Source organism: Ruegeria sp. YKSD179 (assembly GCF_059612885.1).
Window position 1 is genome coordinate 14,398 of sequence record NZ_JBXWRL010000061.1, and the last position, 13,256, is coordinate 27,653.

Here is a 13,256-nt window from a genome sequence, read left to right on the forward strand (position 1 = left end):
AACGAACTAAGCGGCTACTGTTGGATATCAGGCTTGCAGGGTGTTCGGGCGGCAATCGGGCCTTTTTCTTCTCTTGGGGCCTTTTTTCCGGTTTTTTGGTTCGACCTTCCCCCGATCTTGAAGTCTGGGTTGGAAAGTCGCCCGGTCACCTCGAAGGGCCAGGCGCTCCGGGCCAAAGGACGCCCAACCGGTCTGGGTTCGGCGCTTATCGCGACCCGATCGTTCTTCCAATCGGCAGAACCCGCTGCCACCAACTGAACGCTCTTGGTTTCGACCACGGTCGCATTCGAAGATACTTTGCCGGCGTCTATGCGCAGCGGGGCGACTAAACAAACGATGCTCGTGTACCCTTGTTGTAGTTCTTTAGAAAATAACCACGGGAAGAGGCCCAGTCCCGCCAGGTCAAGCAGACTTGTCGCGATCGCGCCATCCACCATCGAGATCGTAACCGCTCCGGACATTGAATCGACAAATCCCTGTGCTGATTTGTTATCGCCAGTCAGATCGAAATCCGCCCGAAGCTTGCCCCGTGCTGGGATACCGGCCCCAACTTCATGGAGTATCGCGCCAAAATCCCACCCGCTGGTTCCGCCGTATACGCGTACGACATTCGGAGCCTCGACGAAGTCGACTTCGGCAGCAAGTTTGAAGAATCCGCCACCATACCCAAACTCAATTGGGCCCAGATCAACCTTGCCATCCTTCGAGATGATGCCGCTGGAGATCTTTGAAATACCCGCTTGCCCGACAATCTCGGCAATCTCGATCGTGATTTCGAGGTCAAGGTCACGCCCAATATGTTCCAGGTCAAACAGATCCTTCGGATCGCCGTCGGTAGGTGCATCCTCGAGAACCAGCGGTTGGACGATCCGACCCGAAGGACCCACATCTACTGTATCCGTTTGCGAGGCTCGGTCTTTCGCGTCTAAAACCAATTTCTGAACGAGACGCCCGTCATCACGTTTTGTTTCTATTTCGGGTTTCGGCTCCACCTTTGGTATGTGCAGCACCAAAGGCTGTACCTTGCGCTCGCTTGATGCTTCTGTGCCGTCGGAAGCCGCATCCATTGAGGCAAGCTGAAGACCTGCCTCAACGACGTTTCCCAATTCTTCCAAGTTCAACCGTTCACTTTGGATACTTCCGTGAACCGTGGTCCGTAGGTCTTTATCAAAAGTCGTCCTCAGGTTTGTTTGCAAACGTGATTGAGCGGTACCAATGGCCACAAGCGTTTCTAGGCCGGAATCGACGCCTTCAACCACCACCGACAAGCTTAGTGGACCGGCGTCGACTTTCTGAAGTTGCAGTGCAGATAGAAAAGCGACTGTATCCGGAACGTCCAGATTCAGTTCAAAATCAACACCGTCAATGCTTCGCACCGTTCGGACAGCGGCATTGGCCTGCAGGTTCCAAAGCTTGGTGTTTTCGGAGTATGCTTCCAGTTTCGTCAGGCTTAATTGACCCATCGAGTCGGACACTTCGAAATCTGCGACCAGGCTACCGAACGCCTGATCCATATCATTTTGGAGTTCAGGCAATAAAAGCTTCGCAGGAGCGTTTACTGATCCCTGGAAGTCAAGCTGTTCGAATTGAAGAAGGTCTAGGATTTCGCCTCTTACCAATACGTAAGGCGCTTCATGTGGACCGATCTGCGCTAGTACATTTTCGAGCGCGAGGCCGCCATTCTCTGTCCGTCGCACCTGCCCAACCGTGGTCGATCCGATTTCACGGAAATCTCTCTTTGAGTAGTTGGTTTCAAGAAGGACCTCTTTGATTTCCATAGCCCCCTTTTTGCTCAAAAGATTGGCCGTGAACTTCGTCAACTCCAAGTCGCTGAGTTCTGTAGCTCTGGGCGGTTGTTGGCCTTCGGGGAAAAGTCGGCCACCGACTGTGATGTCAAAATCGCGTGACGCCAAAAGGTCGTCCGCAAATCCATCCAAAGTTATCTCCGTGCCGTTCTCGAACTCAAGAACAGAGCGAAGATCCTGAACTGCTAACCCAGTACCTTGACGCACAAGATGTGCCGAAAGCTGTCCAGACCCTTCCAGCGTTCTTTCTAGCTTAAGGATATCAAGAAGGTCACCAATTTCGCCGGTATCTAACGTCAGGTCTCCCGAATACCCACCTCCCCGTTCTTGGGATAGAGCTTGTGCTTCAAGATTCACAACGAGGTCACCCATTGTCACATACGTCGAAGAAACATCGCCGCGGGGATACTCGCCTTTAATCAGAAAAGGCTGGTCATTTAACGTGCCGTGGCTGGACACAACTACAGCATTGCTGTCGCGAACCTGCTGCAGGCTCAAAGCCTTTAAATCAAAAAGGAACTCGAAGCCGGAGTCCAAGTTTTTGACGTTCAGAATCACCGAATTAACCTCGGCGTTCTTATCGCTTAAAAATGCGACGATATCGTTCTCAACTTCGACCGCCGCTGTCCCGTTGGGCTTGTCATCGACAGAGCCATCAGGCTGGTCGGACCAGCTTGTTGTACCATCTTTCTGCCGCACCAAATTGACACGAAGATCTTTGATTCTGATATTGTCAAAATTCAAATCACCGCGCAAAAGTCCCAGAAGATCGAGATCTAGTTCCAGTGCCCCAAGTTCCGCTAGGTTTAGGTTTGCGATCTGTTCACTCGGGATCACAACATCGCTCACCGCGAGATACGCCGTTCGCGCGATGACGGCCCGGACATCAGACTCGATTAGTAGAGTTTGGCCGATTTCTACAGATAGAAAGTTCTGAACAACCGATTTCCGCAGATCAGAAAAAAAGGGAGCTGCAAGTACCAGCCAAGCAAAGGAAATTAACGAGAGCGCAATGCCCAGTACCCAATACGTCGTTCGCTTAACCCATCTTGGCATGCAAAGTTTTCCAATTTGCAGCGGTCACTTTTTTGACGTCTGCTCCGTCTCATACAGGTCGCGTCCGTAGAACCGAAACGCATGTTCCATCTTGTGCGCAGGCATGTCCTCGAACTCTATCTCTGACATCGGCAACTTCCCAAGGATACCGGACTCTGTATTGGGTGCGCCCGGCAAGAACACTAAGGCTTCACCGCTGTCTTTGAATTCGTGCATGAGAAGCCCGTACCGCCGAAGCCCGCCGACTGTCGCTGTGATGACTTTAGGGGTTTCGATGTCATTGTTGTCTGAAATAATTGCGGCAATACGAGCTCGAAGCATTCGATACCCTGGAATAATAGCTTCCAGAAGCTGGTTGGTGCGCGCAGAGACACCGGACAGCATAGCGCTTCGAGCCATCATTCCAGCGACGAAACAAACAACGAGCAACAGGATTACGGCAAGTATTAGACCAATGGAAATACCCAGGTAGTCTTCGTTTGGGAATAGCTCTGCGATTGGATCGACAAGGAAAAGGGCCAACTCAAAAACTTCGCTCAGAATAAGAACCAAAATACCAAATGGTATCAGGAACAGAATACCTCCTATCAGCGTGGTCCGAAGCATGCTTAACTCTTTGGGAAAAGAAATCGTATCGGGAGTCCAACTTTCCACTCGGGCACGTTGGTTGGCCGCTCGACACTGAAATATATTTCAGCGTCGGATTTGACCGGCTGCTTCCACCAGTTCGTCACTCTGCCAATTCCACCACCGATCGGTATCAGCAAGTGTCCCCCCTTAAAAAATTCCATTTTCTTAGTCCCCTGTTTTTTGCATTTTTTGAGTGACCGATTTCGGGCTGCAAAAGTAGCTCTGAGCCAGAAACGAGCCTCTAGTTACATGTTCTTGGCGTGCAACGTCTTGTATTGGGAGTTAACGCCGTAACTTAGGTGCGGTGAGCATTGCTTTCATTGATCTGTGTCAATGGTAGATTTCGATATGTCATCATATAGGTGTTAATGCCCGGAGACAGCCGGTAGGACAAAGCGACAGTTGAAAAACGGCGGTTAGCAGAATACGGATTACTGTGTCACAGTCACCGATTTCTACAGTTGTACGCTTTGCCGCACGTGCACCCGATTGGCTCGGGGTTATCGAATAGAAGTTGGAAAAACTGATGACTAGTCGTGTTCAACCTTTGCCAGTTCGCGGAAATAAATCAAAATGCTGAGTGTTTGGACAGTCGCTTTTCCAATTCTGCTCGTGGATATTGCAAACCCCGTTCTGCTCGCGGCCGTAGTTGTTTGCATGTCGTCTGCACGACCTTATGCAAAGGCAATTGCTGTCATCGCTGGCCATACCGTTAGCTATTTCGTATTCGGTGTATTCATCATATTTGGGCTTTCTCAATTCATTGGAAAGTGGTTTGCGCCGCTATTTGATCGGATAATGAACCCCGAGCCCGGCGACTACATCATCGGTTTTCTGCTGGGACTTATCCTAATCTGGATCGCGTGGCGGTGGCGGATTAAGCCTCCTGATCATTCTCAAAAATCGCCTCGGACTGAGACCGGGGGATTGACCCATCACTTCCTTTTTGGTGCGTTTATCAACTTTGTGGGTGCCCCCTTCGCGGTTCCCTACTTTGCGTTCATCAACCAGTTAATGAGGTTTGGGGAGCCTTTCGTTTTGCCGAACCTATTGCTGTACAATCTTTTGTATTCAGTACCGTTTGCACTTGTGCCTCTATTAGTCGCGATTTTAGGTACGTCAGTCCTGCCGCTGCTCGAAAGAGTAAACACGTATGTTGAGGCGTTAATGGCGCGTCTGATGCCACTTATGCTCGCTGCCTTGGGAATCTTTCTTGTTGCCGATGCAGCGTTATTTTTCGTGACGGGGACAGGTTTGATCTAAAGAAATTGAACTCGCGCGGTCAGACAGGTGTTGTTAGCATTAACCGATTTATTGCGCTATAGGACATCGAATTGGCGACGGAACTAAAGGTGGAAAAGTAAAGTGCCTCAAAAATTGTAAACTCACGTCAAAACGATTTCCGATCGCTCAAATAGCTTCGGTTCACTTTTGCGGTTGTGACTTTCTCAGGGAGTATTCTAGGCGTACCATCTCAGCCACGCTCTCAACTCCCAATCTATTACGTATTTCGCTGCGATGCGCTTTTATTGTTCGCTCCGACACCCCTAAGAATACTGCAATGTCTTTGTTACTTCGTCCTTGTGTCAACTCGTGAAAAACAATTCTTTGTCGACTAGTAAGAGAGCTATAAGCGAGTTTAGCCGCAGTAAAATAGGCATATTCTGCTTCTTCAATCTGGACCATTTGCAGAGACTGGGTGATGACCCTGTGTAGGTCTTCGGCTTCGACTGGTTTCTCTAAAAAGTCGACAGCCCCTAGCTTCATCGCTTCAGCGACTGTCGGAACGGTGCCCCGACCGCTTAGAAACACAATCGCCAGCGGTCTGTTTTGTTCCGCAATTCTTCTTTGAACTTCCAAACCGTTCAATTTCGGCATCGAAAGATCAAGCAGTACACATTTTCCAAAACCAGACGATAGGTATTCGATTGCTTTTGCGGGATCTTCAAATGCCTCTACTGAAAACCCCAGAACACGCAGTTGTTTCGAGATAGCTGAAAGAACCGAAACATCATCGTCCACTACGACCACGTCTCGGTTTAGCGGGTGATCATGCAACTGATTCCTCCATTTTTGGAATGTGGATATCAAATTTCGCGCCGCCAGCAGCGCTATTGCCCGCAATTACTTCACCACCGTGTCTTTCTACCACTCGTCGTACAACCGCCAAGCCGATGCCGGTCCCACGCGCTTTTGAAGATACAAAAGGATCAAATAGTTTTTCCGTGTCGCCTTCCAAGCCTGCACCATTGTCTCGAACAGTCAAAGTTATCATTTCGCTTTCACCTACACTCAACTCAACTTCGACTTTACCGTGTGGTTGTTTTGCTGCCGCTTGAATTCCGTTCAGAACAACGTTTGTTATCATTTGCTGAAGCTCAAGCTTGGCTCCAAATACCGTCAATTCGTGTTCTGGAGACGTCACAGACACTGAAACGCCGTTCTTCAAGGCCTCGGGTTGAAGCATTTCAATGGATTCTTCTACGACGTCTTTGAGATCGAAGTAATCCATTTCGGGCTGCTCATTATACATAAACGACCTCACTCGTTCCATTAGAGTTCGCGCGCGGCGAGCGTCTTTCAAAATATCCGAAAGGATGATTTCGGACTCGGCATCCGACAGTCTGCCTGAACTTCTCAAGAGCTCCATGCTTTGAACGTTGCTAAGAACAGCAGCTATAGGTTGGCTCAATTCGTGTGCGAATGTAGAAGCCAGTTCACCGAGGGTAAGTGCGCGCGACAACCTGCTCAGCTCTCTGAGAGTTTCGTCTCTCTCAAGCTCGACCTCTCGCAGTTCAGTTACGTCTTGGCCGAAAGTAATGAACCCGTCCGGTGAACCTGTTAGGTCTTTGAGGGCCACACTAAACCAAACGAGATTCCTTATCTTACCTCCAGGGATTACGATTTCGCGTGGGACATTGCTTCGACTTGACCAGTCTTTGGATTGACGTGCGATCTCCTCCACTTCTTTTGCGGTATTCGACGCAAATAATGCATCAGGTGTTTTTCCAACTAGGTCCGAGGCAGCTTGCTCACAGATCGTCTCTAAAAATGGATTTACATACTCAATTTTACCGTCACTGGATATACGAAGCACGGCGAGATTTATTCCGTTAAGAAGCTCGTTCCAACGTTGACGTTCAATATTGAGCTGGGTATTCAATTTGGCAACACGCGCTACTCCACTCACCAAATCGGCGGCCAAGAGAACTGATATTGCGACAAAAACCAAACTGATCGCATATGGCGATTTTAAAACGCCCGAGTCCACTAAGGTAGTATGCACACCAGCAACTACCATAAAGAACAATGTTGGCAGGCAAACTTTGATAGCCGCTTGCGAATTCCCTCGTCGGATCGCGGAAATCATTGCATCGACTAAGAAGACAATTATCGCGGGAATTGTCAGATCAACAATTATCCTTAGTTGATGCGCGTTTCCTATTGGTGAAACAAACTTCTCACTCCAGGCAGTTACATCAGAGTTTAATGAACTCAATATCGAAAAAGTTAAATTCCCGGTGCTTAACGTGTTCGCAACCAAGCCAATTGTCCATGCAATCGAAATCGCCACCGCCAACCACATGCGCCCGGTTCCCAAGCGGAGACGCACGTACCAAACCATGCTTACCAAGGTCACCCCAATTGCATAGTTTTGAAGCCTCAGAGTGCTTTGAAAACTGCTGATAATCGGATTGTTAAAATTGAAACCTTCGCAAAGTGCTACCAATCCAGCGGCGAAGCTCATAGCCCCTGCAAAAAGAAACACATACTGGTCCTTCAATCGGAACCATATCAAAAAGTTTAGAAATGCTATGACCAATCCGACACCGGCGGCGAGTGGAAAAAGAGTTCCGAATATACTCACAGTCGCGCTCCCTGTAGCAGATTGAGGCTAACCGACTGCTCATTTTATTCAATAAATTAGAAACGTTTTCGGCTTCGAGGGAATTACGTCCCACAAAAAACTTGCTGTCAATTGTCCCTTTGGACAATGCGCACCGATTTACCAAGCGCCAGAATTCACGGCAGGAATGGGAGCGGCGGAGATGTCCTCCAATCAAAACAAAATTTTGGTTCTCGACGACGATCAAGGCTTTCTAGAGGCGGTAGGGCGACTTCTCCGTGCACAGGGTTACGAAGTGGACAGCGTTATGACGGTACCTGAGGTTCAAGAAGCGCTAAAACACAACGTCTACTCGTGCATTCTAGCCGATATTGTTCTGAAAATTGGGAGCGGCCTCGAAGTCCCAAAAGTGATCATGGCGCAGAGGCTTAGTGTGCCGGTTATCTTTATGTCAGCGTCGGATGATATCGAGGTAATCGCCAATGCGAACTCAGCAAGCATAGTGCCCTGTCTACGAAAACCGTTTGAGGCCGATGATCTTTTCAACGCGATCGAAAGGACACTCAAGTCGTCTAAAGGGTTGAGTGGAATCAATAGTTTATGTGAGGGAGGCAATTGATGAGACACGCTATTCTAGCCGGACTTTTTTCAGTCGTGTTTTATGGGTCGGCTTCATGGGCTCAAACTGAACTTTCGCCTGACGCGGACGATATTCCTGCAAAGCCGAAGATCTATTCACCGTATGCGGAGCGGGCGGAACATATGCCCAGTTTCGCTGAAGGAGTGTTCTGGGGCGACACGCATCTGCACACGCGTTTTTCCTCAGACAGTGGAATGATTGGCAATCTCCTCGGTCCTGACGATGCCTATGCTTTTGCCAAGGGTGAACAAGTGACCAGTTCTACCGGACAACCTGCCAAACTGATCCGACCCTTGGATTTCCTTGTCGTGTCCGATCACGCAGAAGCACTTGGGCTTGCGCCATACATTGCAGAGGCCAATCCTGACCTGCTCGCCACTGAAAATGGAAAACGTTGGTACGACATGGTCAACGCCGGCGAAGGCTACGAGGCATTCCGTGAGTGGGGCAGCTACATGTTCGTTGGAGATCCTATTGGCAGTCGAAAGATGCAAATAAATGTCTGGGAGCGTCAGACAGAAGCCGCGGACAGGCACAACGAACCTGGGGTCTTTACCGCTTTGATTGGATATGAATGGACATCACTGAATACTGAGGAGAACCCCTCAAATCTTCACCGGGTCATCATATTCAAAGACGACGCTGGTAAGGCGAATCGTGTCGTACCATTCTCTGCCTATGACTCAAAGGACCCCGAGGACCTCTGGGCGTGGATGCAGGCATACGAGGACGAGACTGGCGGAAGTGTTCTTGCCATTCCCCACAACGGAAATCTGTCGAACGGGCTTATGTTTGCCACCGAACGCCTTAACGGAGAGCCGCTTACCAAGGAATATGCTGAAACGCGAATGAGGTGGGAACCTCTTTACGAGGTGACACAGATCAAAGGCGACGGTGAAACGCATCCAGCCCTATCGATGACAGACGAGTTCGCCGATTATGGAACTTGGGATAAGGGTGACATCGCCGGCGTGAAACCAAAAACCCCCGAAATGTTGCCGCATGAATATGCTCGCTCGGCCTTGCAGCTAGGTTTGCAACAGGAGGCTGAACTGGGCGAGAACCCATTCAAGTTTGGAATGATTGGTGCCTCGGACTCGCACACCGCGCTTGCTTCAACTCGTGACGAAAATTACTGGGGCAAATTCGCAGGAACCGAACCAATGCCAGACCGTTGGGAGCACTACGTAATCAAGGCATTCTCTGGCGACGACAGCTTGTCAACTTTTGCCTATGAAGAATTGGCGTCCGGTCTTGCTGGGGTGTGGGCACGAGAAAACACCCGCGAAGCGCTATTCGATGCAATGATGCGGAAAGAAACATATGCAACGACCGGTACCCGCATTTCGGTCCGGTTCTTTGGCGGTTGGGACTATGACGAAGACGAAGTTTACCGGCCTGACGCCGTTGAGATCGGTTATGAACGTGGTGTCCCAATGGGCGGCGACTTACCAACCCGAGGCGACGCATCTGCGCCAACTTTTATGGTCGGTGCTCTGAAAGACCCTTGGTCCGGCAACCTTGATCGCATTCAGATCATCAAAGGTTGGGTTGACGACAAGGGAGAACGTAAGGAACGAATTTATGACGTCGCCTGTGCAGATCGCGCTATCAGCAGTGATAGCCGTTGCGACGGGCCAGTTGGAAATACGGTCGATGAGGCGAACGCTTCCTGGCTCAACAACATCGGTGAGGCAGAAATGCGGGTGGTCTGGACTGATCCAGATTTCAATCCAGATCACCGGTCAGTTTATTATGCGCGCGTTCTCGAAATCCCGACGCCAACATGGCAGGCCTATGACCAGCAGTTCTTCGAGATGGAAATGTCAGGAGAGATTCCGCTCAGCCACCAAGAGCGAGCCTACACCTCACCCATTTGGTACACGCCATAAGGCCGATCGCTGGCACAGCGCCTGCTCCGAGACACGATCGGAGCTGCCGCGGTTAACACGGAGGTTAGTATGAAGAAACTCGCACAGGCCGTCGTCGCGACCGCCATCATGCTCGTTGCAGGTTCGGTCGCGGCTCAGGACAATGGCAGCAGTCTGGGCGCCGCCGTTCAGAACCCAATCAGTTCGTTGATTAGCGTCCCCTTTAAATTCTCTTTTGACAATGGGGCACCGAATGGGAAAGCAAACTCACTGGCGATTCAGCCTGTAATTCCGGTTACGGTTGGCGATTGGAACCTTGTGTCACGCTTTATCATCCCGCTCTACGACGCACCAGGTGGTGTTGCTGGGTTGCCGGGCAACTCAGGGATCGGCAGCCCCTCTCAGTCAGGTCGAACTACAGGTTTGGGCGATATCAACTACACTTTGTTCATTAGCCCGGTTAAACCAGTGAATGGATGGATTTGGGGTATTGGTCCTTCCATAACTGCAGACAGCGCAACAGATGACCGGTTGGGGAGTGGAAAGTGGAGTGCCGGTCTTTCTGCAGTAGCCCTCAACCAACCCGGCTGGGGAACATATGGCGGGCTGATCCGACATCTATGGTCGTTTGCAGGAGACAGTGATCGTCAGGACGTGAATCAAACACTCCTGGAACCCTTCATAAATTACAACTTGGACAATGGTTGGTATCTGATCAGCGATATGGTCATAACCTACAATTGGGATGCGCCATCGGGTGACAGGCTACTGCTTCCAATCGGTGGGGGCGCCGGAAAGATAACCAAATGGGGCAATCAACCCGTCAATTTACGCGCCGAAGCCTACTATAACGTTGAAAGACCAGACAGCGCCCCAGAATGGCAAGTTGGGTTCACAGTGCAGCTTCTATTCCCCAAGGGCTAGACGAGTTTCAAACTGCGTTATCGTACAAGTTTCCGTCAATCCGTCCAATGAAAAGCTACCTCAAAAAAAAAGGGTACCGGTATTTCGAGGAGAGGAAAATATGCTTAACAAAGTTTTAGCAGCGCTTACGGCAATGCTTATTTCACCGATATCCGCCTGGGCGCAGGAAAAACCGAATATCCTGGTGATTTGGGGAGATGATATTGGGAGAGATAACATAAGCGCCTACAGTCACGGTATTATGGGGTACCAAACTCCCAATATCGACAGGATCGCCGCAGAGGGGGCTTTGTTTACGGACCATTATGCCCATCAAAGCTGCACTGCGGGTCGCGCCGCTTTCGTTCTGGGTCAACATCCTTTCCGAACGGGTCTCCTTACAATTGGTATGCCTGGATCCGATCACGGGATTCCCGATTGGGCGCCGACACTCGGCGACGTGCTAAAAGATCAAGGATACACAACAGGTCAGTTTGGCAAGAACCACCTTGGTGACCAAGACAAACATTTACCAACAAACCACGGCTTCGATGAGTTTTTTGGAAATCTCTACCATCTGAACGCAGAGGAAGAACCGGAAACCTACTACTATCCCAAAGATCCCGAGTTTCGTGAGAAGTACGGTCCCCGTGGTGTGATCCGGTCTTTCGCGGACGGTACAATCGAAGATACCGGTCCCATGACCCGAAAGCGGATGGAGACTGCGGACGAAGAGTTTGTAGGTGCCGCACTTGACTTCATTGAACGTAGCGTCTCTGAGGAAAAGCCTTTCTTCGCGTGGGTCACTACGACCCGGATGCATGTCTGGACTCGATTGAAACCAGAGTCAGTAGGTGTAACAGGAATTGGGCTTTACCCTGATGGGATGGTCGAACACGATGGCCAAGTCGGTCAGTTACTAGACAAGCTTGATGAACTCGGGATCGCTGATAATACCATCGTTGTTTATTCGACAGATAATGGTGCGGAAAGCTTCACCTGGCCCGATGGCGGGATCACCCCATTTCATGGCGAAAAGGGTACAACTTGGGAAGGCGGTATGCGGGTTCCCCAATTCGTACGTTGGCCTGGTGTGATCGAACCGGGGTCAATAATAAACGAAATTATGTCCCATGAGGACTGGATGCCAACGCTTGCAGCTGCGGCTGGAAACAACCGGCTGGTTGCGCAAATGAAGGAAGGCATGACCGCGAACAACAAAGAATGGCAGGTTCACCTCGATGGATATAATTTCCTCCCATTCTTTTCGGGTGAAACTGAGGAAGGGCCTCGCAAAGAAGTTATCTATTTCGGACAAGGCGGAGAACTGAATGCCGTGCGTTACGAAGATTGGAAGATCAATTTCGCTGGTGTCTACGGCAATATTGCTACGGGCGAGCGGCGAACAACTGGCTGGCCAATGGTCATCAACCTAAAGGCGGATCCCTATGAACAGATGCCTTGGGAGGGCGAGATGGGATATCTGCGCTGGTATGCCGACAACATGTGGCTCTTCGTGCCGATCCAACAGGTCATCAAAGACTTTTTGGGTACGATCAGAGAGTTTCCGTTCCAATCCGGGGCCTCGCTCAACGCTGCCGGCATAAACTACAATAGCCTTCGGGCCGCGGACGCACTTGAGCGGTTTGAGAAACTCGAAAGCTTAATGCCGCCAATCCGAAATTGAAAATCAGCAAAGAATTAAACCACGATTTGCGGCGCTCCATTCGAGTGCCGCGTTCAAACTAATGTTACCACTTTGAGCTCGACGCGGTCAGCCGCTGCTGCGCAGCTACCAAGCGGTGATTGAACGGCCTCTCTGGGCTGATTGTGTTGAAAAACTCATTGCTCCGCCGAGAAAGGCCGAATTGGCAGAACATTGTTCTGAAAAAGTGGTATATTTCAAAAAGTGTTTTCTTGAAGATGGCCTGCAGGGAATTTGTTCTAATTTTTTGGAGCGATTTTTGAGTGGCGGAGTTTTTCAACACAATCGGCTCAAGTCGGTCATCTGAATCTTTCTGTCAGAAAACGGCTTCAATATGCAAAACCGACGTTGGCTGCATCGGGCCGTAGGATTAGTTTTACTATATCCGTGGCCGATCCTTGGACTTAGCCGACTTCGAATTTCTACCACAGGGAAATCTGTCTATTCCACGCGGTCACCACCCTTCGACAATAGTTTTTGGAACCGCCCCTAGGGTATCTACACGACTCGCGGCCCAGAGCTTCGAGTCTAGCAAGCTTACTTCGCACGTTAAGAAACTGAGTTGTAAACTGTTCTTTCACTTATATTGGTCCGATACATTCCAATGGAAAATGGCGGTCATAATGGGGGACGGACTCGCATCTGTTAAACACAAGATCTTGATATAAAATAAATAAACAAAGGCAAATGGCGGAGGGAACAGGACTGGCGTCGAACCTTCTCCGGCCGTTAAAGTATTGTTATTGATAAGTTTAAACCAGCAGACGCAAGCCAGTCCCACCGAAATGCCATCAGACAA

10 protein-coding genes are annotated in these 13,256 nt (G+C 50.0%); 5 read left to right on the forward strand and 5 right to left on the reverse strand.

Annotated features, from left to right (window positions below):
• Positions 1-14: 14 nt before the first annotated feature.
• Complete coding sequence (locus tag AC2FNE_RS21340) at positions 15-2,861, reverse strand: AsmA family protein (RefSeq protein ID WP_496806230.1); 2,847 nt, start codon at positions 2,859-2,861, stop codon at positions 15-17.
• A 24-nt stretch (positions 2,862-2,885) separates the two neighbouring features.
• Positions 2,886-3,467, reverse strand: a complete 582-nt coding sequence (locus AC2FNE_RS21345; RefSeq protein ID WP_496806231.1) for a DUF502 domain-containing protein — start codon at positions 3,465-3,467, stop codon at positions 2,886-2,888.
• A 597-nt stretch (positions 3,468-4,064) separates the two neighbouring features.
• On the opposite strand from AC2FNE_RS21345, the gene AC2FNE_RS21350 reads away from it, so the two are divergent.
• The gene (locus tag AC2FNE_RS21350; RefSeq protein WP_496806232.1) at positions 4,065-4,754 is read left to right on the forward strand and encodes a hypothetical protein; all 690 of its coding nucleotides are present in this window, start codon (positions 4,065-4,067) and stop codon (positions 4,752-4,754) included.
• A 162-nt stretch (positions 4,755-4,916) separates the two neighbouring features.
• Here AC2FNE_RS21350 and AC2FNE_RS21355 read toward each other — a convergent pair whose 3' ends face one another.
• Complete coding sequence (locus AC2FNE_RS21355; protein WP_496806233.1) at positions 4,917-5,549, reverse strand: response regulator transcription factor; 633 nt, start codon at positions 5,547-5,549, stop codon at positions 4,917-4,919.
• Positions 5,542-7,065, reverse strand: a complete 1,524-nt coding sequence (locus tag AC2FNE_RS21360; RefSeq protein WP_496806241.1) for a two-component system sensor histidine kinase NtrB — start codon at positions 7,063-7,065, stop codon at positions 5,542-5,544. Before AC2FNE_RS21360 ends, AC2FNE_RS21355 begins: the two co-directional genes overlap by 8 nt.
• 475 nt (positions 7,066-7,540) lie before the next feature.
• On the opposite strand from AC2FNE_RS21360, the gene AC2FNE_RS21365 reads away from it, so the two are divergent.
• The 4 genes from AC2FNE_RS21365 (at position 7,541) to AC2FNE_RS21380 (ending at position 12,439) form a co-directional block, all read left to right on the forward strand.
• Positions 7,541-7,957, forward strand: a complete 417-nt coding sequence (locus AC2FNE_RS21365; RefSeq protein ID WP_496806234.1) for a response regulator — start codon at positions 7,541-7,543, stop codon at positions 7,955-7,957.
• Positions 7,957-9,870: a DUF3604 domain-containing protein gene (locus AC2FNE_RS21370; RefSeq protein ID WP_496806235.1), complete on the forward strand. Its 1,914-nt coding sequence runs from the start codon at positions 7,957-7,959 to the stop codon at positions 9,868-9,870. The genes AC2FNE_RS21365 and AC2FNE_RS21370 overlap by 1 nt, the downstream gene beginning before the upstream one ends.
• A 69-nt stretch (positions 9,871-9,939) precedes the next feature.
• Positions 9,940-10,773 (forward strand): hypothetical protein, encoded by an 834-nt coding sequence (locus AC2FNE_RS21375; protein WP_496806236.1) that lies wholly within the window; start codon positions 9,940-9,942, stop codon positions 10,771-10,773.
• A gap of 100 nt (positions 10,774-10,873) precedes the next feature.
• Positions 10,874-12,439, forward strand: a complete 1,566-nt coding sequence (locus tag AC2FNE_RS21380) for an arylsulfatase (RefSeq protein ID WP_496806237.1) — start codon at positions 10,874-10,876, stop codon at positions 12,437-12,439.
• Positions 12,440-13,034: 595 nt separating this feature from the next.
• Here the strand turns inward: AC2FNE_RS21380 and AC2FNE_RS21385 are convergent.
• A partial coding sequence (locus AC2FNE_RS21385; protein WP_496806238.1) for a hypothetical protein occupies positions 13,035-13,256 on the reverse strand: 222 nt, incomplete at its 5' end.